Annotated in this window: 22 protein-coding genes and 2 pseudogenes; 8 read left to right on the plus strand and 16 right to left on the minus strand. The window is 68.9% G+C overall.

Features of this window, described 5'->3' with window-relative positions; translation table 11 throughout:
- The first annotated feature begins 82 nt into the window (after positions 1–82).
- The gene (locus AB0H86_RS31905; RefSeq protein WP_362446577.1) at positions 83–1108 is read left to right on the plus strand and encodes an ATP-dependent 6-phosphofructokinase; all 1026 of its coding nucleotides are present in this window, start codon (positions 83–85) and stop codon (positions 1106–1108) included.
- Positions 1109–1125: 17 nt separating this feature from the next.
- Here the strand turns inward: AB0H86_RS31905 and AB0H86_RS31910 are convergent, their stop codons facing one another.
- Complete coding sequence (locus AB0H86_RS31910; RefSeq protein ID WP_362446580.1) at positions 1126–1836, minus strand: helix-turn-helix transcriptional regulator; 711 nt, start codon at positions 1834–1836, stop codon at positions 1126–1128.
- A 178-nt stretch (positions 1837–2014) separates the two neighbouring features.
- Here AB0H86_RS31910 and AB0H86_RS31915 point away from each other — a divergent pair, with 178 nt between their 5' ends.
- On the plus strand, positions 2015–2473 hold the full coding sequence (locus AB0H86_RS31915) for a PPOX class F420-dependent oxidoreductase (RefSeq protein ID WP_362446583.1): 459 nt from the start codon (positions 2015–2017) through the stop codon (positions 2471–2473).
- 33 nt (positions 2474–2506) lie between these two features.
- Here AB0H86_RS31915 and AB0H86_RS31920 read toward each other — a convergent pair whose 3' ends face one another.
- The 5 genes and pseudogenes from AB0H86_RS31920 to AB0H86_RS31940 all read right to left on the minus strand — a co-directional run.
- The gene (locus tag AB0H86_RS31920; RefSeq protein ID WP_362446586.1) at positions 2507–3346 is read right to left on the minus strand and encodes a carbohydrate ABC transporter permease; all 840 of its coding nucleotides are present in this window, start codon (positions 3344–3346) and stop codon (positions 2507–2509) included.
- Positions 3347–3352: 6 nt separating this feature from the next.
- Positions 3353–4186, minus strand: a complete 834-nt coding sequence (locus AB0H86_RS31925; RefSeq protein ID WP_362446664.1) for a sugar ABC transporter permease — start codon at positions 4184–4186, stop codon at positions 3353–3355.
- Positions 4187–4301: 115 nt separating this feature from the next.
- On the minus strand, positions 4302–5684 hold the full coding sequence (locus AB0H86_RS31930; RefSeq protein ID WP_362446588.1) for an extracellular solute-binding protein: 1383 nt from the start codon (positions 5682–5684) through the stop codon (positions 4302–4304).
- A 190-nt stretch (positions 5685–5874) separates the two neighbouring features.
- Positions 5875–6561, minus strand: a complete 687-nt coding sequence (locus tag AB0H86_RS31935) for an SDR family NAD(P)-dependent oxidoreductase (protein WP_362446591.1) — start codon at positions 6559–6561, stop codon at positions 5875–5877.
- Positions 6562–6696: 135 nt separating this feature from the next.
- Positions 6697–7037 (minus strand): annotated as a pseudogene (locus tag AB0H86_RS31940) (SDR family NAD(P)-dependent oxidoreductase); the annotation flags it as partial.
- A gap of 92 nt (positions 7038–7129) precedes the next feature.
- Between AB0H86_RS31940 and AB0H86_RS31945 the strand changes: the two are divergent.
- Complete coding sequence (locus tag AB0H86_RS31945) at positions 7130–7738, plus strand: TetR/AcrR family transcriptional regulator (RefSeq protein ID WP_362446594.1); 609 nt, start codon at positions 7130–7132, stop codon at positions 7736–7738.
- Positions 7739–7813: 75 nt separating this feature from the next.
- Positions 7814–8362 (plus strand): GNAT family N-acetyltransferase, encoded by a 549-nt coding sequence (locus AB0H86_RS31950; RefSeq protein WP_362446597.1) that lies wholly within the window; start codon positions 7814–7816, stop codon positions 8360–8362.
- A 375-nt stretch (positions 8363–8737) separates the two neighbouring features.
- On the opposite strand, the gene AB0H86_RS31955 is transcribed toward AB0H86_RS31950, so the two are convergent.
- The 3 genes from AB0H86_RS31955 to AB0H86_RS31965 all read right to left on the minus strand — a co-directional run bounded on the left by AB0H86_RS31955 (position 8738) and on the right by AB0H86_RS31965 (position 10994).
- Complete coding sequence (locus AB0H86_RS31955) at positions 8738–9430, minus strand: alpha/beta hydrolase (RefSeq protein WP_362446600.1); 693 nt, start codon at positions 9428–9430, stop codon at positions 8738–8740.
- A gap of 83 nt (positions 9431–9513) precedes the next feature.
- Complete coding sequence (locus tag AB0H86_RS31960; RefSeq protein ID WP_362446603.1) at positions 9514–9918, minus strand: nuclear transport factor 2 family protein; 405 nt, start codon at positions 9916–9918, stop codon at positions 9514–9516.
- Between the two features lie 95 nt (positions 9919–10013).
- Positions 10014–10994 carry an aldo/keto reductase gene (locus AB0H86_RS31965; RefSeq protein ID WP_362446606.1) on the minus strand — a complete coding sequence of 327 codons (981 nt, stop codon included), beginning with the start codon at positions 10992–10994 and terminating at the stop codon, positions 10014–10016.
- 205 nt (positions 10995–11199) lie between these two features.
- On the opposite strand from AB0H86_RS31965, the gene AB0H86_RS31970 reads away from it, so the two are divergent.
- Entirely contained in the window at positions 11200–12111 is a 912-nt protein-coding gene (locus tag AB0H86_RS31970; RefSeq protein WP_362446609.1) for a helix-turn-helix transcriptional regulator, read from the plus strand.
- Between the two features lie 131 nt (positions 12112–12242).
- Here AB0H86_RS31970 and AB0H86_RS31975 read toward each other — a convergent pair.
- The 3 genes and pseudogenes from AB0H86_RS31975 to AB0H86_RS31985 form a co-directional block, all read right to left on the minus strand.
- Positions 12243–12633, minus strand: a pseudogene (locus tag AB0H86_RS31975) (transposase family protein); the annotation flags it as partial.
- Between the two features lie 15 nt (positions 12634–12648).
- Positions 12649–12840: a hypothetical protein gene (locus AB0H86_RS31980; protein ID WP_362446612.1), complete on the minus strand. Its 192-nt coding sequence runs from the start codon at positions 12838–12840 to the stop codon at positions 12649–12651.
- A gap of 16 nt (positions 12841–12856) precedes the next feature.
- Positions 12857–13714, minus strand: coding sequence for a helix-turn-helix transcriptional regulator (locus AB0H86_RS31985; protein ID WP_362446615.1), 858 nt, complete (start codon positions 13712–13714; stop codon positions 12857–12859).
- Between the two features lie 293 nt (positions 13715–14007).
- Here AB0H86_RS31985 and AB0H86_RS31990 point away from each other — a divergent pair, with 293 nt between their 5' ends.
- Positions 14008–14508, plus strand: a complete 501-nt coding sequence (locus AB0H86_RS31990) for an ATP-binding protein (protein ID WP_362446618.1) — start codon at positions 14008–14010, stop codon at positions 14506–14508.
- A 112-nt stretch (positions 14509–14620) separates the two neighbouring features.
- Here the strand turns inward: AB0H86_RS31990 and AB0H86_RS31995 are convergent, their stop codons facing one another.
- From AB0H86_RS31995 to AB0H86_RS32005, 3 genes are all read right to left on the minus strand, one after another.
- Positions 14621–15502 (minus strand): GNAT family N-acetyltransferase, encoded by an 882-nt coding sequence (locus tag AB0H86_RS31995; RefSeq protein ID WP_362446621.1) that lies wholly within the window; start codon positions 15500–15502, stop codon positions 14621–14623.
- A 205-nt stretch (positions 15503–15707) separates the two neighbouring features.
- Positions 15708–16415 carry a response regulator gene (locus tag AB0H86_RS32000; protein WP_362446623.1) on the minus strand — a complete coding sequence of 236 codons (708 nt, stop codon included), beginning with the start codon at positions 16413–16415 and terminating at the stop codon, positions 15708–15710.
- A complete protein-coding gene (locus AB0H86_RS32005; RefSeq protein WP_362446626.1) occupies positions 16412–18262 on the minus strand; it encodes a sensor histidine kinase in 1851 nt (616 codons plus the stop codon). The genes AB0H86_RS32000 and AB0H86_RS32005 overlap by 4 nt, the downstream gene beginning before the upstream one ends.
- Positions 18263–18441: 179 nt before the next feature.
- Here AB0H86_RS32005 and AB0H86_RS32010 point away from each other — a divergent pair, with 179 nt between their 5' ends.
- Positions 18442–19833 (plus strand): cation:dicarboxylase symporter family transporter, encoded by a 1392-nt coding sequence (locus AB0H86_RS32010; RefSeq protein WP_362446629.1) that lies wholly within the window; start codon positions 18442–18444, stop codon positions 19831–19833.
- Between the two features lie 552 nt (positions 19834–20385).
- Here AB0H86_RS32010 and AB0H86_RS32015 read toward each other — a convergent pair.
- On the minus strand, positions 20386–21066 hold the full coding sequence (locus AB0H86_RS32015) for a TetR/AcrR family transcriptional regulator (RefSeq protein ID WP_362446632.1): 681 nt from the start codon (positions 21064–21066) through the stop codon (positions 20386–20388).
- 168 nt (positions 21067–21234) lie between these two features.
- Here AB0H86_RS32015 and AB0H86_RS32020 point away from each other — a divergent pair, with 168 nt between their 5' ends.
- Entirely contained in the window at positions 21235–22932 is a 1698-nt protein-coding gene (locus AB0H86_RS32020; RefSeq protein WP_362446635.1) for an MFS transporter, read from the plus strand.
- The last annotated feature ends 12 nt before the right edge of the window (positions 22933–22944 follow it).

Raw genomic sequence — 22944 nt, forward strand, 5'->3', positions numbered from 1 at the left:
GGCAACGACGACGTCGTCCTGTGGGCATGAAACAATCGGATCTGGCTCACCGGTATCAACAGCGAGCAGGAGACACAGCACGATGCGCATCGGAGTGCTCACAGCAGGTGGCGACTGCCCCGGCCTGAACGCCGTGATCCGGTCGGTCGTGCACCGAGCGGTCGACCACTACGGCGACGAGGTCATCGGCTTCGAGGACGGGTACGCCGGCCTGCTCGACGGCCACTACCGCACGCTCGACCTCGACGCCGTCAGCGGCATCCTGGCCCGCGGCGGCACCATCCTCGGCTCGTCCCGCCTGCAGCGCGACCGGCTGCGCGAGGCGTGCGAGAACGCGTACGACATCGCGCGCGACTTCGGCATCGACGCGCTGATCCCGATCGGCGGCGAGGGCACGCTGACGGCCGCGCGGATGCTGGCCGACGCGGGTCTGCCGGTTGTCGGCGTCCCGAAGACCATCGACAACGACATCTCCTCCACCGACCGCACCTTCGGCTTCGACACCGCGGTCGGTGTCGCCACCGAGGCGATGGACCGCCTCAAGACCACCGCCGAGTCCCACCAGCGCGTGATGGTCGTCGAGGTCATGGGCCGGCACGCGGGCTGGATCGCCCTGGAGTCCGGTATGGCGGCCGGCGCCCACGGCATCTGCCTGCCCGAGCGGCCCTTCGACCCGGCGGACCTGGTCAAGATGGTCGAGGAGCGTTTCTCCCGCGGCAAGAAGTTCGCCGTCGTCGCCGTCGCCGAGGGCGCCCACCCCGCCGACGGCACCATGGACTACGGCAAGGGCGCGATCGACCAGTTCGGCCACGAGCGCTTCCAGGGCATCGGTACGGCCCTGGCGTACGAGCTGGAGCGCCGCCTCGGCAAGGAGGCCAAGCCGGTCATCCTCGGTCACGTCCAGCGCGGCGGCTCACCGACCGCGTACGACCGTGTCCTCGCCACCCGCTTCGGCTGGCACGCGGTGGAGGCCGCGCACCGGGGCGAGTTCGGCAGGATGACCGCCCTGCGCGGCACCGACATCCTGATGGTGCCGCTCGCGGAGGCGGTGACCGAACTGAAGACGGTCCCGAAGGACCGGATGGACGAGGCGGAGTCGGTCTTCTAGGCGGCCCTCCGGGGCCGCTAGCCGGTGTTGTCCTGGACCGTGGTCCAGAAGTGGTCGACCACCCGGTCCAGGAAGTCCTGCCCGGTGTCACCGGTACCGCCGCCGCCCCAGCCGAGCGTGGAGACCGTCTGCCCCTGGTACTGCCGGTGCAGCTTCTGGAGGCTGTCCTCCAGGAGCCGCCGGCCCAGCGGCACGATCTTCGCGACCGGACGGACGTACGCCTGCCACCGCGTCGTCACGGCATTGCGCAGCAACGCGGCGAGTTTCGGCTCGCGGCCCGTGACGATCACGAAGTCGGGCAGCGTGAGGTCCAGCAGGTCGGCCAGCGCGGACGACTGCCGGTCGGTGCCGCGCCACTGGTCGTGCTCCTCCATGCTGAGATACGCGAGGAGTTCGAGCCCGACGGCATTCGCCACGTCCTCGGGCGCGAACCCGCGGGAGAGCCGGTGCTCGCGCAGGGTGCGCGGTCTGCCGATGAGGTCACCGGGGGAGCACCACAACACGCCCGCGAGCCCGACGAGTTCGGGGTTGGTGGGAGAGGTGATCCCGCGCTCCCAGGCGATCACGAGGTCGGGGGTCACATAGGGGAGCCCGTACGAGACACGCATGCCGTAGGCGACATGTTCGGGCCCCATTCCGAGAGCGGTCCGGAGCCTGCGGGCGGCGGGAGCGTCGAACGGGGGAGGCGGCGGTGGGCTGGGCGGACTGGGCTGTGGGGGTCGGCGCACGGGCCACAAGTTAGGGGCGCGGGCGTGCGGTGACTACGTTCAGTTCGGCCAGGATCACAGATTGTAGGAACATACGGTTTCGGCCGTGGGTTCGAGGTGGCCGAAGATCGTCTGTCGGCGGTTCGGTGGCTGGTAGGGAGGGTGGCGGAGGGCGCCCGGACGGGTGCCCGAAAGGAGCGTGACGGTCGTGCACGAGGCAAATGGCAAGGTAGAGGGGCATATTCGCGAACGTCTGGTGGCGCCGAACTTCTGGCACCTCGCGACGGTCGGCGCCGACGGGACCCCGCAGATCTCGCCCATGTGGGCGGACATCGAAGGTGAGTACGTCATGGTCAACACGGCGATCGGCCGTGTGAAGGAGGAGAACCTGCGGCGCAATCCGAACATTTCCCTCTCCCACCACGACCCTGACAACCCCTACGACCGCGTCGAGATCCGGGGCCGGGTCATCCGTTTCGTCGAGGGCGAGGAGGCGGATGCCTCCATGGACCGGCTCACCCGGAAGTACATCGGGCAGGACCGGTACCCCTGGTTGCTCCCCGGCGAGCGACGGGTGATGCTGCTGATCGAGCCGGTGCGGGTGCGCCACGTGGTGGGGGTGGAGCCGTTCCGGCCCGGGGTGCTGCCGGAGGCGTGACGTGCTGCCGGAGGCGTGACACGTGCGCCGGGCTCACCCCTTGACCGCGCCACCCAGCGCGAAGCCTCCTCCCAGCCGGCGGGCGATCAGGACGTAGAGCAGGATCACCGGGGTCGAGTAGACGACGGAGAACGCGGCGAGTTGGCCGTACGCCACCATGCCGCGGTTTCCGAAGAACTCGTTGATGCTCACGGAGGCCGGCATCTGGTCCGGGGTGAGCAGCAGCATGAACGGGACGAAGAAGTTCCCCCACATCATCACGAAGGAGAACACCGTCACGACGGAGACTCCCGGGCCCATGAGGGGGAGCACGATCCGGACCAGTGACTGGAGCGACGACGCGCCGTCCGTCCAGGCCGCCTCCTCCAGTTCCCTCGGGACGCCGTCCATGAAGTTCTTCATCAGCCAGATGGCGAACGGGAGTTGGGAGGCGGCGAAGAAGAAGATCGTGCCCTGCATGGTGTCGATCAGGTCCACCCGCACGAACAGCGCGTACACCGGAACCATGATCGCCGTGATCGGCAGGCTGGTCGCGAAGAGGATCGTGAGCAGGAACGGGCGGTTCAGGCGGGACCTGAAGCGGGACAGGGGGTACGCCGCGAGGGCCGCGCACACCACCGTCAGTCCGGTCGCGCCGCCGCACAGGATCAGGCTGTTCAGCAGCGGGGTGAAGGTGATGTCGGAGGTCAGGATCGCGTCGAAGTTGCCCAGGGTGAGGCCGTCGGGCGCCTTCACCCTGAGGTCGGCTCGCGGGTCCAGGGCCGACAGGACCACCCAGGCCAGCGGCAGCACGAACGCGGCGGCGAACACGAACAACCCGGCGTCGGCCGCCAGCCGACGGCTACGGCGGCGGGAGGAGAGCGTGAGGGCCATGTGTCGTCAGACCTCCGTCCGCAGCAGGCGCAGATACACGAGCGAGAACAGGGAGCCGACCAGCAGCAGAAGGAGGGCCACGGCCGTGCCGTAGCCGATCATGCTGTTCTGGAAGGCCTGTTCGTACATGAAGAGGGGAAGGGTCTGGCTCTTGTCACCCGGGCCGCCCCTGGTCATCACCCAGATGAGCCCGAAGACGGACAGGGTCTGGAGGGTGTTGAGCATCAGGTTCGTGGCGATGGAACGCCGGATCATCGGGAGCGTGATGTGCCACATACGGCGCCAGCCGCCCGCGCCGTCGACCTCGGCCGCCTCCGTGATCTCCTTCGGGATCTCGTTGAGGGCGGCGGAGTACACGAGCATCGAGAAGGCCGTCCCCCGCCATACGTTCGCGAACGACACCGCGAGGATCGGAAGCGTGAACAGCCAGTTCTGGGACGGGAGATGGAGCCAGTCCAGGATGGCGTTCAGGGTGCCCTCGCGGCGGAAGAAGGCGTAGAGCAGGAAACCGGCGACCACCTCCGGCAGCACCCACGCTGTGATCACGATCCCGCCGGTGAGCGTACGGACCGGCTTCGACGCGCGCCGCATGAGGGAGGCCAGCGCCAGGCCGAGGGTGTTCTGCCCGATCAGCGACGAGATGACCGTGAACACCAGCGTCAGCCATACGGCGTTGAGGAACTCCTCGTCCTGGAAGGCCGTACGGAAGTTCTCCAGACCGACGAACGACGACTCGGCCTGGCCGGTGAGCTGGAGGTCGGTGAAGGCGATCCAGACGCAGTAGACGATCGGGCCCGCGAGGAAGAGGAGCAGCAGGACCAGGGCGGGGGAGACGGGCAGGGCACGGACGAGGGAGCGGCGGAGGGGGGCACCCGGGGGGGGGCGGGCGGTGAAGGGGCCGGGCCCGAGGGGGACTTGGCCGCCCCCGGGCCCGTCGCCCGCGGTGCGGCGGTGGTCACTTCTCGACCACCTGGTTGTCCGTGGCCTCCTTGAGCGCGTCGTCGTAGCCCCGCGCCGCCTGTTGTACGGGCTGGTCACCCGTCGTCACACCCTCCATCGCCTCCTGGATGGTGGTGGAGACCTTCGGGTACGCCGGGTAGGCGGGCCGGTAGTGGGTGCTGGCGACCAGGTCGGTGAAGAACGTGATGCCGGGCTGGGCCTTGGTGTACGCGGGATCGGCGGCGACGTCCTTGCGGACGGCGATGCCCGAGTTGGCGATGTACCACTTCTGGGCGTTGGCCTTCGTCTGCATGGTCTTGACGAAGTCGAAGGCGAGGCCGGGGTTGGCGGACTTGTCCGGGATGGACCAGGTCCAGCCGCCGGACATGCTCACCCTGCCCGGGGCCTGGCCGTGCTGGGTGGGCATGGCGGCGAGACCGAGTTCCTTCGACCACTCGGGCCATTCGTGTCCACTGCCCTTCAGCCAGTCCTGCGGGAGCCAGGAGCCGTCGAGGGCGATGCCGAGCTTGCCCTTGGGGAGCCACTCGCCGCGGACCCTCGTCATCACGTTGGGGTCGAGGGCGTCTTCGATGTCCGGGCCGAGCTTCTCCTTGTAGACCGTCTCGACGAAGGCGAGGGAGTCCTTGAAGCCGTCGCTTCCGGCGACCCACTTCTTCGACGTCCGGTCGTAGAGGGGGTCTTGGCCGCCGGCGTCGTCGGTGCCGTAGAGCAGCATCTCGAACGTCTGCATGGTGGCGGCCTCGCCGACGGGCTTGCCCGTGTAGACGTTCAGGGGGATGACGCCCGGGACCTTCCGCTTGATCGTGCGGGCGGCGGCGAGGACGTCGTCCCAGGTCTTCGGCTGCCAGCCGTCGGGCAGGCCGGCTTTCCGGAAGACGTCCTTGCTGAACCAGAGGCCGCGGGTGTCCGTGCCGTCCGGGATGCCGTACGTCTTCCCGTCCTCGGCCTTGGCGGCGGCCTTCGCGGTGTCCATGAACTGCTTCCAGTCCGGCCACTTGGCGAGGTAGGCGTCGAGCGGCTTCAAGTACCCGCTGGTGATGTCCGAGTTGATGAGGAACGTGTCCTCGTAGACCAGGTCCGGGGCGGTCTTGGGGGAGCGGAGCATCTGCTGGAGCTTGGTGTAGTACTCCGAGTCCGGGGCCTTGATGGGGACGAGCTCGACCTTCTTGCCGGGGTTCTCCTTCTCGAACTGCTTCTTGATACCGGCGAGGTAGTCGTCCATGACGTGGATCGAGTTGTCCGTGGACTGCTTGAAAGAGACCTTCACGGTGTCCGGGTCACTACCGGAGCCGCTGCCGCAGGCGGTGGCGGTGGCTGCGGTGGCAACAAGGGCGATCAGCAGGGCAGTTGGGCGGACGGCGGTGGGGCGCACGGGCATGACCTCCTGCGGGCTCACTTCGTTGTGGCCGGGATGGCTGCCGTGCGAACGTAAGAGGAGTGGTCTAGTCAGGTCAATGAGCGTGCGCCGATTGGATGTTGGACGGCCGTACCGGCGAGTGCGGAGCGTCAGGCCTGGGGGAACGGTCGGGGGCAACCCGCCTGGGCTGCCCCCGACCGTTCCCCCACGGCTACCAGGGCACTTCCCCGTTCTCGTCCTGGAAGGTTCCTGTCGGACCGTCCGCGTCGAGAGTGGCGAGACGAACCACGACCCTGGCACTCTCCTCCGGCGCCCTTCCGATGCCGAACGCCGCGGTCAGGTCTGTCGCGGTGGTGCCGGGCTCGACCGCGTTGAACTTGATGCCCGGCTGGGACTTGGCGTACTGGACCGTGAGCATGGTGGCTGCGGACTTCGAGGCGGAGTAGAGCGCCAACGGCAGGTTGAACTCCGGCCGGTCCGGATTGGTAACTGCCCAGAAGGACCCGGCACTGCTCGAAACGGTGACCACGGTCGGGTTCGAGGACTTGCGCAGCAGGGGAAGCGCCGCCTCCGTGACGCGCACGATTCCCACCGCATTGGTGTCGAAGGCCCGAAGTGCCGTGGGACCGTCGGTGACTCCGTCCCCCAGGATGCCCGCGTTGTTCACCAGGACGTCGAGCCGGCCCTCGGCCGAGTCGATCGTCGCCAGCGCGCTGCTCACCGACGCGTCGTCGGTCACGTCGAGCCGCACGAATCGTGCGCCGAGCTCTGCCGCCGCCTTCTCGCCTCGCTCGACATCACGCGCGCCGATGTAGACGACGTGGCCCAACGCCAGAAGCTGTCTGGCTGTCTCGAAGCCGATGCCCTTGTTGGCCCCGGTGATCAGTGTGATGGTCATTGCGTAACCTCGCGAATTATGAGGCCCGGGTGGGCCGTTGGCGATGTCCGGAGTGTTCTTCGAGTTGCCGGACGTCATGCTTCTGAACCGCGATGAGGTCGTCCCGGGTGGCCGGCTCACCGTTCAGGGTGGTCCGCCCCGGACGTTGATGCCGAAGAGGATGTCGAAGTGTTCCTCGGTGATCTGCTCCAGTGGCCCGAGCGAGGCGATGGAGGCATTCGCGAACAGGACGTCCAGGCCCCGTTCCCGGCTGCGGATCGTCTCGTAGAGCCGGTCCAGGTCGACCAGGTTCGAGATGTCGCCGGTCACCGCGGTAGCCGCTGAACCGATCACTTCGACGGCCGCGTCGAGTTCGGTCTTGCGTCGGCCGGCGATGAACACGTGTGCGCCCTCGGCCGCCAGCCGGACGGCACTGGCCAGGCCGTTCCGGTGCTGCCCCCGGTGACGAGTGCGGTCTTGCCCTCAAGTAACCCCACGGAACAACCTCCTTGGACTTCTGCAGCGATCGCCGCAGAAGTCGAAGGTAGCACTTCCGCATCGATCGATGCGGAAGAGGTAGAGTGTGGGAGTGGAGACGAAACGGAGCGGTCCCATCGGCCGACCGCGAGGATTCGACGCCGACGAGGCTCTCGAGCGCGCCATGCTGGTCTTCTGGGAGCACGGGTACGAGGGGGCCAGCCTGGCCAACCTGACGGACGCGATGGGGATTTCCTCCACCAGCATGTACGCGGCCTTCGGCAACAAGGAGGAGCTGTTCCGCAAGGCTCTGGAGCGCTACACCGAAGGCCCGAGCGGATACCTGCCCCGGGCCCTGGAGGAGCCGACCGCCCTCGGCGTCGCCACCGCGATCCTGGCCGGCACCGTTCGAACCACCACCCGCCCGGCCAATCCCCCCGGATGCCTGGGTGTCCAGGGCGCCTTGACCGCCAGCGACTCCGGGCAGGAAGTCCGTGACCTCCTCGTCGCCTGGCGCAACAACGGCTACGCCTGCATCCGAGAGCGGTTCCAGCGAGCCGTCGACGACGGCGACCTGCCTCCGCGGACCGATCCAGGACTACTGGCCCGCTACCTCACCACCTTCGGCTACGGCATCGCCGTACAAGCCGCGAGCGGTGTCAGCCGCGACGAACTAAAGGAGATGGCCGACGCCGCCCTACGCAATTGGCCACCCTCCTGAGGACCGCCCGGCACGAGGCGCGCTTCCGGGACCATCACACCTTTGCCCGGTGGACGGGCGGCCAGGTTGCCCGCCATGACTGAGCTTGGACCCGTCGCCTGGCTACCTGCCCCGATACGAACCGAACGGCTCGTGCTCCGGGAGCCCGAGGCCCGCGACCGCGCGGCGTTCATCGAGCTGTTCGCCTCACCGGAGGTGGGCGCCTACGTCGGCGGCCCTCGACCGCGTGACGAGTTGGAGCGCGCGTTGCCTGAGACGCCCGAGAGTCGCCCCGGGCTTTTCGTGGTCGAGCTCGACGGAGCGATGATCGGCACCATCGAGCTCAACCGGCGCGACGCGCAGCGTCGGAGTCAGGTCCGTCCGGATGCCGGGGAAGCCGAGCTCGGCTACCTGTTCCTGCCAGCGGCATGGGGACGGGGATACGCCGCCGAGGCGTGCACGGCGGCGCTCGGCTGGTTCGCCGACGTGCTTCCCGGCGAGCCGGTGGTGCTCTGCACCCAGACCGCCAACGACCGCTCGATGCGCCTCGCGTCGACGCTGGGGTTCACCGAGGTGCGACGGTACGAGGCGTGGGGCGCCGCACAGTGGATGGGCGTGTGGTCCCCTGTCACGCCGTCCCGTTGAGCCCGTTCTCGACACCGGTGCGAGGGCTCTGGCCAATGCTGAACACTGAGCCATTTTCATCGTGCCGGCACAGGTCACGGCAGGGGCCCATGGCCCCGGTGTCGGCATTGGTCACTGTGGGAAATTTTGAGCGCGCCGAGCGTTCGACTACTGGGTGAGGAGACGCTGGAGGCGATCAGCGAATTTGAGTGTGCGCTACACAACCTTGGGCTTGCCGACCAAGGTGTTGGCGTTGTTGTAGAACGGCCGAAGCTCGATGACCTTGCCGTCCTTGAGAGTGAATTGTTCGATGAAGTGGGTCAGCTATCCCGCCGTGACGTCCGGGATGCCAATCGCCCTCGATCGTGGACCGGGGACATGCGACGGGTGGTTCGCTCAGCTGACCGACTGGGCGGCCTTCTTGATCAGGTCGGCGACGGCGGCCGGTTGCGAGACGTACACAGCGTGGCTGCCGGAGGACTCGACCGTGGTCGCGGCGGCCCGTTCGGCCATTGCCCGCTGGGCGGGCGGGGGGATCATGCGGTCGTCGGCGGCGACCAGGTACCAGCTCGGCTTGGTTCGCCAGGCAGGCGCAGAGACGGCGCCGGCGAGCGCGTCGACGCCCCACGGGAGCTGGGAGTCTGCCATGAACGCCGCCTGGCTTGCGGGCAGGTCACCGGCGAACGACTCGGCGAAGCGCTCACGGTCCAACAGCAGGAAGCCGTCGACGGGCGGCAGGATCGGCGGCACCGGTGCGTCGGGCGGTGGGTCGGCGATGAGCGTGCTTACCGACTCGCCCTGGTCCGGGGCGAACGCGGCGATGTACACCACCGCCGCCACGGCGTCGTGGGTGCCGGCCTCGGTGACGACGACTCCTCCGTAGGAGTGCCCAACAAGCACGGCGGGGCCGTTTTGTGCGTCGAGGACCCGGCGGGTTGCCTCGACGTCGCCGGCGAGCGAGAACGTGGCGTGCTGCACGATGCTGACCCGGAAGCCGTCGGCGGTCAGCAGGTCGTAGACGCCCTGCCAGCCGGAACCGCCGGCAAACCCGCCGTGCACGAGTATGACGTTGGTTATGGGCAGACTCATAGGAACCTCCTGGAGTTCGGATGTCGCGAGTTCCATTACTGGGTGAGGAACGTTGGAGGGCGATCAGTGAGTTCGAGTGCGCGCTACACGACCTCGGGCCTGTCGATCATGCTGCCGACGTTGTGGTAGAACACCCGATTCTCGACGATCTTGCCGTCCTTGAGGGTGAATTGTTCGATGAAGTGGGTCAGCTCTCCGGTCGCGACGTCCGTGATGCCGACGCACGCCGCGACGCGGTCGCCGTCGGCGATGGTGTAGTGCACCGTGATCTTGGAAACGTCGAGGTAGTTCGGCAAGACCTGGGCGAGGCCGAGGAATTCGTCCTTGCCGTGGTAGGCCTTCCCGAAGGGCAGGAACACCGGCTCGATGACCGCGACGTCCTCGGACAGGTAGGAGAAGACTCCCTCGACGTCACCGCGGTTCGCCGCCGCGAACATGGCTTCGACGATCGCGCGGTTCTGCTCGGTCAGTGATGTAGCTGCGGACATGGTGTTTCTCCTCTGAGGCGAAGGCTCTCGTGCGTCGAGAACTACGTTGGGGTCCGGCGTTCGCGCTGGTTGCGGCACACGCGCTGATGCTGGGTTCAGCGGTCGATCGTGGACTCGTTGAAGTCGTCGTGTCGGGCACCGGTGGCCGGCGTGAGGGTGTCGAGCCGCTGCAACTGGTCGGCGGTCAGGACGAAGCCGTCGGCGGCGGTGTTCTCTTTGACGCGAGCGACTCGCCGGCTGCCGGGGATCGGGGCGATGTCCTCGCCCTGGGCCACCAGCCAGGCCAGCGCGATCTGTGCCGGGGTGGCACTCACCTCGGCCGCGATGTTCCGTACTTCCTCGACGAGCTGCAGGTTCTGGTAGAAGGCCTCGCCTATGAAGCGCGGATTGGTCTTGCGCCAGTCGCCGTCGGGGATCTCATCCGGCGTGCGGATCTGGCCGGTCAGGAACCCGTGCCCGAGTGGCGCGTAGGGGACGAGGCCGATGCCCAGGTCGCGTAGCAGGGGCAGCAGCTCGGTCTCGACGTCGCGGGTCCACAGGGAGTATTCGGTCTGCAACGCGGCGATCGGGTGCACGGCGTGGGCGCGGCGAATCGTGTCCGGAGAGGCCTCGGACAGGCCGATGCTCAGGACCTTGCCTTCGGCGACCAGCTCGGCCACGGTGCCGATGGTCTCCTCGATGGGCGTGTTCTGGTCGACCCGGTGCTGGTAGTAGAGGTCGATCCGGTCGGTGCGCAGGCGCTTCAGGGAGCCCTCGACGGCAGTGCGGATGTTGACCGGACTGCTGTCGAACAGGCCGGTTCCATCCCCGGCATGGGACAGGATGCCGAACTTCGTGGCGAGGACGACCTGGTCGCGCCGGCCCTCCAGCGCCTGACCGACGATCTCCTCGCTGTGGTACGGGCCGTAGCTTTCAGCGGTGTCGATGTGGGTGACGCCGAGGTCGAGCGCGCGATGGACGGCGCGGATGGATTCAGCGTCGTCCAGGCCGCCGCCGGAGAGGAGGGTGCCGGCCATGGACATGGCACCCAGGCCGATCCGGGAAACCTGCAGGCTCCCCAGCATGGCGTGCTGCATCAGAGAACTCGTTTCTCGTCGAGAGTGTCGAAGGAAGGTGCATCAAGGGAAAGCGGCGAGGGCCGGCGTCCGCAGCATCCGGGCGCCGATCTCGATCTCGTCGACATGCAGCCAACATCGGTTCACCACATCCCGACAGGCACTGCGAAAAGGGGTACTCACAGGGACCCCTTCCGGGACGCGGGCCGGGCCTACCCTTGATCTCATGGACGAGAAGGAGGCCGCACGGGTGGCGGTCCGCGAGTTCCTCACCACCCGCCGCGCCCGGGTCACCCCAACCGAGGCCGGCCTTCCTCCTCAGGGCACCCGCCGTCGGGTGAAAGGCCTGCGCAGGGAGGAGGTCGCGTTGCTCGCCGGGGTCAGCCCGGAGTACTACGTGCGGCTCGAACGCGGCCAGGCAACCGGGCCCTCCGCCGGAGTCGTCGACGCCGTCGCCGGAGTCCTGCGTCTGGACGACGACGAACGCGCTCACCTCGACCGGCTGCTCGCCGCTCTGACCCCCGCATCCCGCAAGCGGAGCCGCGGCGCAGCTAAAGACCTGGTCACCCCCGGAATCCGAGTGCTGCTGGACTCTATGGACCACCTTCCCGCAGTGGTCTTCAACGGCCGGTTCGACATCCTCGCGGTCAACGCACTGGGACGCGCACTCCTCGCACCCATGTACGACCTGCCCGGACGGACGAACAGCGCCCGCTTCCTGTTCCTCGACGAGCCCAGGGCCCGGGACCTGTTCCCCGAGTGGGACGGGATCGCAGCCGACACCGTGGCGATACTGCGCATCGAGGCCGGCCGCCACCCCCACGACCCCGACCTGACCGAACTGATCGGAGAACTCGCGACCCGCAGTACAGCATTCCGGACGCGCTGGGCGGCTAACGACGTACGAACCGCCCGAGCCGGCGCGAAGACCTTCCGGCACCCACTCATCGGTGAGGTCACACTGCCCTACGAGACTCTCCGTATCGACGCCGTCTCCGGCCAGGTCTTGAGTGTCTACACCCCTCAACCCGGCACCCCTGAAGCCGACGCGATCCGTCTCCTGGCCAGCTGGAACGCCGACGACCAACGGAACAACAACCCGACAGCGGGAACGCGCGACCGGAACCCCGATGATTAACTTGATCTCTAACCTGCGGCCGATCGGTATCGACCCCGGCGGATCACGGGGACAGCCCTTGAAGGATCATTCCTCTTGCCCAGGGAAGAAGATCAAGAACCAAGGGCTATCTGATGATCGGTGAGCGTTCTTCATCCTCGGTGGATCGCGTTCTCGACGTGGTGTAGGACGAGGGTGGCCTGCATGATCGCGGTCGCTCGGCGGGGGCAGCAGCGCAGCTTGGTCAGGACTTTCCAGGTCTTGAGGGTGGCATTGGCGCGTTCGCCGCGGGCGCGGATGCGGGCCTGTGCCTGGTTGACGGCCTTCTGCAGGACCGACGGGTCTGGCCGGTGGCGGTGGCCCTTGAACGTGTCCGGACGCCGCCGCGGGCTCCCTGGTACGCCTTGTCAACGAAGGTCATCACGTACGCGCTGGTCAACGCGTCGATGATGCCGTGGTGCGGGCTGCGGTCAGGGCATGGGTGGATCCGGGCAGTGCCGCGGACGCCCAGACGAGTCGGCCGGCCGCGTCGGCGATGACCTCAGTGAGCGGTTTCGGCTACAGGAGGTGGTCGACCTTGCCGGACTTGATGTCGCGGATGAGGGTGCGGAGCGCTTCGCGGGAGTCGGTGAGGGGGTTGTCCTCTTGTCCGGCGACGGCGATGTAGGCGTTGCCGTTTGGGTCGGTGCCTATGCGGAAGCAGTTGTTGCCTTCGGCGCAAAAGGGGTCTTCCCATGTGATGTCGGCCATGGCGTTCCTCTCCGAGTCAGAGCTGGCGGGCGATGGAGTGGATCAGTTCCCGCGAGTCCTTGGGGCTCAGCGTATGTGTGTGCCACCAGTCCATGTGGGCGCGGTACTTGGCCAGTTGAGCCTCGGAGTGGGTGAACTCACCGCCGTGCGCGGAGTCGAGCTGCACGGTGTCGAGCTGGGGTACGGCGCCGTGCGCGTAGAGCACCGCGTGTCCGGCGCCTGGGAAGGCGCCGGCCTCGACGGGAAGCACGCGGACCTCAATATGGGGGCGCTCGGAGGCCTCGCAGATGTGCTGGAGCTGCTCGCGCATCGCGCGGCGTCCGCCGAACTGCATGCGCAAAGCCCACTCGTGCACGTACGCGACGTAGCGGACGGGCTCTGGCTGCTCGCGGTCGAGCATCTGTTGCCGACGCAGGCGCTGTACGACGCGGAGTTCCACCTCTGACGCGGGGAGCGGGGGGAGCGCGGTGGCGAAGATGGCGCGCGCGTACTCCCCGAGTTGCAGAAGCCCGGGGACGTGGACGGTCTGGTAGCTGCGCAGCGTTGTGGCGAACCACTCCAACTCGGCGACGTCCAGCAGCCCTTGGGGCAGGGTTCCTCTGAACTGTTGCCACCAGCCCCGCTTGCGGGTGTCGGCCATGGCCGCCAGCGCCTCGACGTATACCTCGTCCGCGCACTCGTAGTTGCTGGCAAGTATCCGGACCCGTTCCGGTGAGGCGGCACGGACTCCCGACTCCATGTTGGACACCTTCGTACGATCCAGCCCCAGCAGCCCGGCGGCGTACTCCGTGGTCCGACCAGCAGCGAGCCGCATCCTGCGTAGTTCGGCGCCCAGGCGTTTCTGACGTTCCGTCGGCGCGGGCCTTGTCGGCATCGGTGCCCTTTCTCCCTGTCGGGTGGGGGTCAGTCTGCACTGGGTGGGTGGCGCGGGTCCAATCAAAAGGAGGCAATGAGTAGGAGTAGGTGGCACGAGTGCCACATTTTTCTCTACAGTCAGTGATGAGCCGCTTACGAGATGACGTCATCGGAAGCGCATCGCGCGAGCCTGCCCGCGTTCTCCTTCCCCGGGAGGGATGGGCCCGTGCCAGGGAGACAGGCCACCGGGCGTCGGTCGAGTCGTCGGCTCACCTGGAAGCACCACCATCTGAACTCGCGAAGGAGTCGTCCGTGCCCGCATCGGTCACCGTCTCGGCCTGCCCTGTCTCCACCGACGAACGGCAGGCACCACCACCGTCCCCCGACACGCTCGCCTACAGCTTCACGCTGCCCGCCGGACCGACCAGTCCGCGTATCGCTCGCGCGGCCACCCGGGTTGTCCTCCAGACGCATGGCCTGGCCGACATGACGGACACGGTGGTGCAGGTGGTCGGTGAACTGGCCGCCTGTGCTTGTCGGTTCACGCCTGACAGTGAGGTCTATGTGTCCTTGCGGTACCGGGACGGGGAGGTGCGCGTGATCCTCTACGACGGGCACGCTCGGCACTCCCATCCCCGGCTCGCGGCGGCCTGCGACGCGCGAAGGCGGGCGGCGTTGCGGGTGTTGGGGTGCGTTGTGCGGGCGTGCGAGGGGGAGTGGGGGTTCGGGGAGGCGCGGGAGCCCGGGGGCGGGACGCGGATGTGGGCGGTGGTGCCTTGGCGGGGGGCTCGGGGGGATGCGGGGGTGGGATGAGGTGCGGGACTGTTCCGGTTGTTCGGCGGCGCGGGCGCTGACGGGCGCGGCGTCTTGAAGACGGCGGTGGGGGCCGGGGCAGGACTACGTCCCGGCCCGGCCCCCGCCGTTTCTAGAGGTCGAGTTGGTACTCGAATGCTGTGTGCGTCGGCGTATAGCCGAGCGTGTCGTTGATGTGCCTCATGTGGGGGTTGTTGTCGGCGGTGTCGGTGAGCAGGCCGCCGAGGTCCGGATGTCGTTCGAGGGCCTGCCGGATCGAGGCGGCCTTCATCCAGCGGCCCAGGCCGTGCCCGCGGTGCTCAGGGAGGACACCGGTGCCGTAGTGCTGGCCATTGCCCTTGCCGTCGCCGGGTACCACCAGTTCGGTGAACCCGGCGATCGAGCCGTCCGACTCGTCGATGGCAGCGACGGTGTGCAGCAGGTCACCCCGCTTTTCGATGGCCGCGGCCGCGGCCCGGACCCGTTCCAGGTCCCAGGTCACCGTGCCGAAGTCGGTGGCGCCCATCGGCATGTCGTCCATGGCGTGACGCGACGCGACAAACGTCTCGGCGAGGCCGTCAGGAACCGTGCCCTCCCATGACGTCAACCGATAGCCGGGATGCGGCTGTTCGGTGATTCCGGTGAGAGCCGTGATGTCCGCCTCGGCCAAGGGAAGGCGGGTGAAGGTCAGGGTCAGGACCTTGTGGAAGCCCCGGGCCGGCAGGAATCGGGCGCCGGGAGAGCCGGACTCGGCTTGGGCGATGACACAGCGTCGGCCGTCCTGACGTGCGGCGGCCACGGCCGCCTCCAGGAGCCGGGAGCCGGTGTGGTTTCGCCGCTCGGCCGGATGGACACGCAGGTCCAATTCGGCGAGGTGGTCCTGCCCGACCTCGGTGAAAAGACGCAGGAACGCCGACCCGACGGGAATTCCGTCGGTGTCGGATGCCAGCCATGCCAGACGGCGGGATGACGGGCCGCCGTCGGGGTCGATCAGCGCAGTGATGCGAACGGACAAGATGTCTCCGTCGTGGGAAGGGGGAAGGTGTCAGGACCTGGGATTGATTGCTGACGGTTCGTGCGCATTTGCTGCACACCTCCTTGGCGACGGCGTCGCGGTAGCGACGGCCTGGGGCGACCGGCGGCCCGGAGAAGGTAGCCGCTCCAACTCGCAAGGAGCAAAGGGTTTTACAGGGCGGCCGCTGAACTCGACGGCGCCTCCCCTAACGCCCCCGCCCCACCACTCCCCGCACCCACCGATACACCAACTCCGGACGCCCCACCTGCCCATACACCGGCGCCCGTTCCGCCCGCCCCGCATCCACCAGGTGCTCCAGATATCGCCGTGCCGTGATCCGGGAGATGCCGACCGCCTCGGCGATGCCCGCCGCGGTCAGGCCCTCTTCCGCCTCCCGCAGCGCGCCGGTCACCCGTTCCAGCGTCGGTCCGCTCAACCCCTTCGGCAACGCGGCAGGCCCTGGCGCCCGCAGCGTCGCCAGGGCTCTGTCGACCTCGTCCTGGCCGCTCGCCTCGCCCGCCGACGCGTGGAACTCGGCGTATCGCACGAGGCGGTCCCGCAGGGTCGCGAAGGTGAAGGGCTTCAGTACGTACTGGACGACGCCGAGGGAGACCCCCTCCCGTACGACGGTCAGGTCCCGCGCCGACGTCACCGCTATCACGTCCGCCTGGTGGCCGGCCGCCCGTAGGGAGCGGGCCAGTTGGAGGCCGTGCACGTCCGGCAGGTGGAGGTCCAGGAGGAGCAGGTCGACCGGTGTGCGGTCCAGCGCGCGCCGGGCTTCCGCGCCGGTGTGGACCTTGCCGACGGCGGTGAAACCGGGGACACGGTTGACGTACATGACGTGGGCGTCGGCGGCGACCGGGTCGTCCTCCACCACCAGGACCCGGATCGGCTGCTGCTCGGTCGTCGTCATGCTTCGCCTCCAGAAACCGGGTTGCCGCCTGACACCGTGCTGTCCCCGGAGACCGCACTCCCCCCAGTGATCGCGCCGCCATCAGTAGCCGTGCTGCCCCGAGAACCCCCAGAAAACCCAGACATCCCAGAACCCCCAGACATCCCAGACATCCCAGAACCCCCAGACATCCCAGAACCCCCGCCCCCGGAGCCGCCCCCGCTCGCCGACACCACGGCCCCCTCCGGCACCCGCCCGGATCCGTCCCCGCCCTCCAGCGACAGCCGTACCTCGAACTCTGCCCCGCCCCCGTCGGCCTCCGCCACCGTCAGGGATCCCTCGTGCCGGTTCACCGCCTGCCGTACGAGAGCCAGGCCCAGACCCCGGCCGCCCGGTCCGGCCGGCTTCGTCGAGAAGCCCCGCTGGAAGACCGCCTCCGTGTGGGCGGGGTCGACGCCTGCTCCGGTGTCCGAGACGCGTAGCACCAGCTCACGGTCTTCGGTGTACGCCGTCACCGTCACCCGGGCCGGCACCCCGCCCTGCGCCGCGTCGACCGCGTTGTCGATCAGGTTGCCGAGGATGGTGACCAGGTCACGGGAGGGCAGCGAGGCCGGCAGCAGGCCGTCGTCCAGGCGGCTGTCGTCCGACACCACCAGCTCCACGCCCCGCTCGTTGGCCTGGGCGGTCTTGCCCAGCAGCAGGGCCGCCAGCACCGGCTCGCCCACCGCCGCCACCACCTGGTCGGTGAGGGCCTGGGCCAGCTCCAGTTCGGCGGTCGCGAAGTCCACCGCCTCCTCCGCGCGGCCCAGCTCGATCAGGGAGACGACCGTGTGGAGGCGGTTCGCCGCCTCGTGGGCCTGCGAGCGCAGGGCCTGGGTGAAGCCGCGTTCGGAGTCCAACTCGCCCATCAGCGACTGGAGTTCGGTCACATCACGCAGAGTGACCACGGTCCCCCGGCGCTCACCGCCCGACACCGGGGACGTGTTGATCACCAGCACCCGGTCCGCCGTCAGGTGCACCTCGTCCACCCGCGGCTCCGACGCCAGCAGCGCCCCGGTGAGGGGGGCGGGCAGGCCGATCTCCGCGACCGAACGGCCCACCACGTCCGCCTCGGACGCCACCCCGAGCAGTTCCCGCCCGCCGTCGTTGATGAGCGCCACCCTGTACTGCCCGTCCAGCATCAGCAGACCCTCGCGTACGGCGTGCAGGGCGGCCTGGTGGTAGTCGTGCATGGCGCTCAGCTCGGCCGCGTTCATGTTGTGGGTGTGGCGGCGCAGCCGGGCGTTGACGACGTACGTGCCGATCGCGCCGAGGGCGAGCGCGCCGGCCGCGACCCCGAGCATGGCCGTCAACTGGCCCCGCACCCTCTTGCTGATCTCCTCGACCTTGATGCCGGCGCTGACCAGGCCGATGACCCGGTGGTCGCCGTCCTCGACGGGGGCGACCGCGCGGACCGACGCGCCGAGCGTGCCCGTGTAGGTCTCGGTGAAGGGCTTTCCCTTCAGGGCGGGGGCGATGTTGCCGCGGAAGTGCTGGCCGATCTCGGCCTCCACGGGGTGCGTCCAGCGGATGCCCCGCGGATTCATGATCGTGACGAAGTCGACGTCGGCGTCCGTCATCACCCGCAGCGCGTACGGCTGGAGCTCGGCCGTCGGATCGGAGGTGCCGATCGCCTCCCGTACGGAAGGGGAGTCGGCGACCGACCGCGCCACCGCCAGGGCCTGCCGACGGGCGGAGTCCTCCGCCTGGCCGCGGTCACTGACATAGGTGAACAGCGCGTAACCGGCGACGACGACCGCTATCAGCACGGCCTGCATGGCGAAGAGCTGGCCGGCCAGGCTGCGGGGTCTCGGGACGCGGACGTACATGTCGTCAGTCTGCCTCTTGGCTGATTGTGAACTATATGAACGGAAGGGTGACCGCCCTCACACGGCGGGAGATAGTCACCGCATCCCCCCATGCAGAACCGCGATACACAACCCCATCCAAATCCCCCGGACGTGAGCCGCACGCCGGTGATGCCGACGACGTCGTCAAGGAGGGCTCCGTGACCAGCGCAGCCGATACGGCACCTGCCGCACCCAAAGCCAAGCGGGACCGCACCCATTATCTGTACATCGCCGTCATTGGCGCGGTGGCGCTCGGCATCGCGGTCGGTCTGATCTGGCCCGATCTCGGGGTCGAGCTCAAGCCCCTGGGCACGGGCTTCGTGAACCTGATCAAGATGATGATCTCGCCCATCATCTTCTGCACCATCGTTCTGGGCATCGGCTCGGTACGGAAGGCCGCGAAGGTCGGTGCCGTCGGCGGCATCGCGCTCGGCTACTTCATGGTGATGTCCCTGGTTGCGCTGGCCATCGGCCTGGTCGTGGGCAACATCCTGCACCCGGGCGACGGGCTGCACCTGACCGAGGCCCTCAAGGCGTCCGGCCACGAGCAGGTGTCGGCCGACGCGCTTCCGCCCGTCGAATTCGCGCTGTCGATCATCCCGGTGACGTTCGTCTCCGCCTTCACCGAGGGCCAGGTTCTCCAGACCCTTCTTGTCGCGCTGCTCGCCGGCTTCGCCCTGCAGGCGATGGGTTCGGTCGGTCAGCCGATTCTGCGCGGTGTCGAGCACATCCAGCGACTGGTGTTCCGCATCCTCGCCATGGTGATGTGGGCCGCCCCGATAGGTGCCTTCGGTGCCATCGCCGCCGTGGTCGGATCGGCGGGTTTGGACGCGCTCAAGAGTCTCGCCGTGCTGATGGTCGGCTTCTACATCACCTGTCTGCTCTTCGTCCTCGTCGTGCTCGGGACGCTGCTGCGCGTGGTCGCGGGGCTGAACATCTTCATGCTGTTCAAGTACCTCGCCCGGGAGTTCCTGCTGATCCTGTCCACCTCCTCCTCCGAGTCGGCGCTGCCGCGGCTCATCGCGAAGATGGAGCACCTGGGTGTGAGCAAGCCGGTGGTCGGCATCACCGTTCCGACCGGCTACTCCTTCAACCTTGACGGCACGATGATCTACATGACCATGGCGTCGCTCTACATTTCCGACGCCTTGGGGACGCCGATGTCGATCGGCGAGCAGATCCCGCTGCTGCTCTTCCTGCTGGTCGCCTCCAAGGGCGCGGCGGGCGTCAGTGGCGCGGGTCTGGCCACCCTGGCCGGCGGTCTGCAGTCGCACAAGCCCGCTCTGGTGGACGGCATCGGCCTGATCGTCGGTATCGACCGCTTCATGAGTGAGGCGCGGGCCGTGACGAACTTCGCGGGCAACGCCGTGGCCACCCTCCTGATCGGCACCTGGACGAAGGAGATCGACCGCGAGCGTGTCGACCAGGTGCTCGCCGGACACCTGCCCTTCGACGAGAAGACGCTCCTGGACGACGGTTCCGACGGCGACCAGGACGTCCACGCGGAGCTTCCCGAGCAGGGCGGCGAGAAGGAACTGGCCAAGGCCTGACGATGACGCCCGGCGTCGGGGCCTCCGCCTGATCGGAGGCCCCGACGCCGATCGGCCTTGCGGTCACCGGCCCCGACGCCGATCGGCCTTGCGGCCACCGGCCTTGCGGCCACCGGCCTCCCAGGCCCTCGGTCACTCCGCCCCACAGCAGGGCCGGGCCCGGCCCTGAACCCGGGCCCGTCCTTCGGTCTCCGGGCGGCTGAGTACTCCCCAGTAGCTCAGCCGCCCGGTTCGCCTTTCCAGACCTCACGGCCTGCCGGGCCCCCGCCTCCCCGGGGCCTCCGGGGACCTTCGGGCCCGGCCGCCTCCGGGGACCTTCGGGCCCGGCCGCCTCCGGCCTTCCCGGCCTCCCCGGCCTCGGCGGCTTCGGCCCCGGCCACCTCCGGCCTCGGCGGCTTCGGCCCCGGCCATCTCCGGCCTCGGCGGCTTCGGCCCCGGCCATCTCCGGCCCCGGCGCTTTCGGCCCCGGCGCTTTCGGCCCCGGCCATCTCCGGCCCCGGCGGCTTTGGCCCCGGCCACCTCGGCCCCCAGCAGGGCCAAGCCCAAGCCTCCTTAGTTCCTCTCGCCCTCCTCGCCGCTCTCGGCCCGCTCCGCGTCCTCGCCATCGCCCCCGCTCTCCTCGCTCAGTTTCGCGACCAGCGACGTGGCGCGGGAGGCCGGTACGCCTGCCGCGGTCAGTACGGTGACCGCGGCCGAGGGGCCCGCCTCCCGTGCCGCGAGCAGTCCGTCGTTCACGGCCTCCATCAGCGCGATCAGCGTCTGCTCGTGGACGTACGCCAGTGCCGGCGGCGGCAGCGGTGAGTCGAAGACGCCCTCCTCCAGGCCGCGGCGCAGCAGCTCGACACTGGCCCGGCGCACCGGGGTGAGACGGTCGCGGATGCCCTGCATGGTCACGCTGCGCTGGGCGAGCGCGACCAGGATGCGGTAACGGTCGGCGACCTCCCAGACCGCCAGCACCGAGCGCGCCACGGCCTCCGCCGGGTCGTCCACGCCGTCCCGGCCCGTCGCGTGCGCCGCCGCCACCGACTCCACGGCACCGTCGACGAGCGTGCCGACCAGCGCCTCGCGGCTGGGGAAGTGGCCGTACACCGTCCGTCGTACGACTCCCGCGGCGCGGGCGATCTGGTCCATGGACGCGTCGGGGTCGCGCAGCAGCTCCGCGAGGGCGACGTCGAGGATGCGGCGCCGGTTGGCGTCGGCGCGACTGGTGGGGCCGGTGGTCATGGCAGCCATTCTGCACGCCCCTCCGCGGGCACCCGCGTCCCGCCACCAGGGCTTCACCTCCTCCATTTGCACAGTGCTGTGCAGGTGCCGTACATTGCACATGGTTGAGTAATTGCACATCACTGTGCAAGCGATACGACGATCTTGCGGCACTCTGCGAGGAAGGCGACCCCTGACATGCGACTCGTCATGACCGAACCGGTCGAGAGGATGGACCGCCCCTACGCCCGGCGCTGGGGGGCGCTCCTGGTCCTGTGCCTGAGCCTGCTGATCATCGTGATGGCGAACACCGCCCTCACCGTCGCCGCGCCCGACATGACCCAGGACCTGGGTCTGTCCAGCGCCGACCTGCAGTGGGTCATCGACGGCTACACCGTCCCGTACGCGGCGCTGATGCTGCTGCTCGGCGCGCTCGGCGACAAGTACAGCCGTCGCGGGGCGCTCGTGCTGGGGCTGTTCGTCTTCGGGGGAGGGGCCGTCGCGGGATCGCTCGTCGACAGCTCCACCGGCGTCATCGCCGCCCGCGCGGTGATGGGTGTCGGCGCGGCCATGATCATGCCCGCGACGCTCTCGCTGCTCGCCGCCACCTTCCCGCGCGCCGAACGCGCCAAGGCGATCACGCTGTGGACCGCCACGGCGGGTCTCGCGATCGCGGCCGGCCCGTTGCTCGCGGGGGCGCTGCTGGAGCAGCACAGCTGGAAGTCCACGTTCCTGATCAACGTCCCGATCGCCGCGCTCGCCGTCATCGGCGCGCTCGTGCTGGTGCCGCCGTCGAAGGCCGGCAAGAAGGGGCGGATCGACTACGTCGGCGGTCTGCTGTCGGTCGTCTGGATCGGCTCGCTGGTCTACATGATCATCGAGGGTCCGCACTTCGGCTGGGGCGTCAAGGCGCTCACGGCCGCGGTGGTCGCGGGTGTCGGTCTCGCGCTCTTCGTGGCGTGGGAACTGCGCCACCCGCGTCCGGTCGTGGACGTCCGCCGCTTCACGAACCGCCGGTTCGCCGGTTCGAACCTCGCCGTGGCCCTGTTCTTCCTGGCCGTCTTCGGCGCCTTCTACTACCTGACCCAGCACCTGCAGTTCGTCCTCGGGTACAGCGCTCTGGAGACCGGTCTGCGCATGCTGCCGCTGGCCGGCGCGGTCTTCGTGGGCTCGGCCCTCACCGGCTATCTGACGCCGAAGGTCGGCATGAAGTGGACCGTCACCGCGGGCATGGTCGGCGGCACGGCGGCGCTCGCCCTGCTCACCCAGGTCGACGCGGGTTCGTCGTACGGCGATCTCGTCGCGCCCCTCGCCGTACTGGGCCTCGCGATCGGTCTCGCCCTCTCGCCCTGCACGGACGCGATCATGGGCGCCTTCCCCGAGTCCGAACTGGGCGTCGGCGGCGCGGTGAACGACACCTCGCTGGAACTCGGCGGCTCGCTCGGCATCGCCATCCTCGGCTCGCTGCTGGCCACGTCGTACTCCGACCATCTCGCGGACGCCACCTCCGGCAGCAAGCTGCCCGCCGGCACCCTGGCCACCGCGCAGGACTCGGTCGGCGCCGGGTACGGCGTCGCGCAGGGCATCTCCGCGCAGGCCGAGAAGGCCGCCGCGCAGGCGGCCCGGGCCACCGACCCGCAGCAGGCCGCCCAGTTGAAGGCCCAGGCCGAGCAACTCGCCCAGGGCGCCCACCAGATGGCCGACGCGGTCGGCTCCTCCTTCTCGGACGCGGTCGCCCACACCAGCCTGATCGGCGCGGTCGTCCTGGGTGTGGGCACGGTCGTCGTGGCGCTGCTGATCCCGCGGGGACGGGAGACGGATCCGGCGGAGCGGGCCGAGCACCCGGTCGAGGCCAAGGAGTCGGACGAGGCGCACAAGCTCGTCGAGAGCCGCTGACTCGGCGAACTC

This window comes from Streptomyces sp. NPDC050997, assembly GCF_040660135.1.
Classification (GTDB): domain Bacteria; phylum Actinomycetota; class Actinomycetes; order Streptomycetales; family Streptomycetaceae; genus Streptomyces.

What these genes read in the sequence shown, in the direction of transcription:
- AB0H86_RS31905 (WP_362446577.1), top strand. Translation starts at nt 83, where the DNA reads ATGCGCATCGGAGTGCTCACAGCAGGTGGCGACTGCCCCGGCCTGAAC.
- AB0H86_RS31920 (WP_362446586.1), bottom strand. Translation starts at nt 3,346, where the DNA reads ATGGCCCTCACGCTCTCCTCCCGCCGCCGTAGCCGTCGGCTGGCGGCC.
- AB0H86_RS31930 (WP_362446588.1), bottom strand. Translation starts at nt 5,684, where the DNA reads ATGCCCGTGCGCCCCACCGCCGTCCGCCCAACTGCCCTGCTGATCGCC.
- AB0H86_RS31935 (WP_362446591.1), bottom strand. Translation starts at nt 6,561, where the DNA reads ATGACCATCACACTGATCACCGGGGCCAACAAGGGCATCGGCTTCGAG.
- AB0H86_RS31950 (WP_362446597.1), top strand. Translation starts at nt 7,814, where the DNA reads ATGACTGAGCTTGGACCCGTCGCCTGGCTACCTGCCCCGATACGAACC.
- AB0H86_RS31955 (WP_362446600.1), bottom strand. Translation starts at nt 9,430, where the DNA reads ATGAGTCTGCCCATAACCAACGTCATACTCGTGCACGGCGGGTTTGCC.
- AB0H86_RS31960 (WP_362446603.1), bottom strand. Translation starts at nt 9,918, where the DNA reads ATGTCCGCAGCTACATCACTGACCGAGCAGAACCGCGCGATCGTCGAA.
- AB0H86_RS31965 (WP_362446606.1), bottom strand. Translation starts at nt 10,994, where the DNA reads ATGCAGCACGCCATGCTGGGGAGCCTGCAGGTTTCCCGGATCGGCCTG.
- AB0H86_RS31970 (WP_362446609.1), top strand. Translation starts at nt 11,200, where the DNA reads ATGGACGAGAAGGAGGCCGCACGGGTGGCGGTCCGCGAGTTCCTCACC.
- AB0H86_RS31980 (WP_362446612.1), bottom strand. Translation starts at nt 12,840, where the DNA reads ATGGCCGACATCACATGGGAAGACCCCTTTTGCGCCGAAGGCAACAAC.
- AB0H86_RS31985 (WP_362446615.1), bottom strand. Translation starts at nt 13,714, where the DNA reads ATGCCGACAAGGCCCGCGCCGACGGAACGTCAGAAACGCCTGGGCGCC.
- AB0H86_RS32000 (WP_362446623.1), bottom strand. Translation starts at nt 16,415, where the DNA reads ATGACGACGACCGAGCAGCAGCCGATCCGGGTCCTGGTGGTGGAGGAC.
- AB0H86_RS32005 (WP_362446626.1), bottom strand. Translation starts at nt 18,262, where the DNA reads ATGTACGTCCGCGTCCCGAGACCCCGCAGCCTGGCCGGCCAGCTCTTC.
- AB0H86_RS32015 (WP_362446632.1), bottom strand. Translation starts at nt 21,066, where the DNA reads ATGGCTGCCATGACCACCGGCCCCACCAGTCGCGCCGACGCCAACCGG.
- AB0H86_RS32020 (WP_362446635.1), top strand. Translation starts at nt 21,235, where the DNA reads ATGCGACTCGTCATGACCGAACCGGTCGAGAGGATGGACCGCCCCTAC.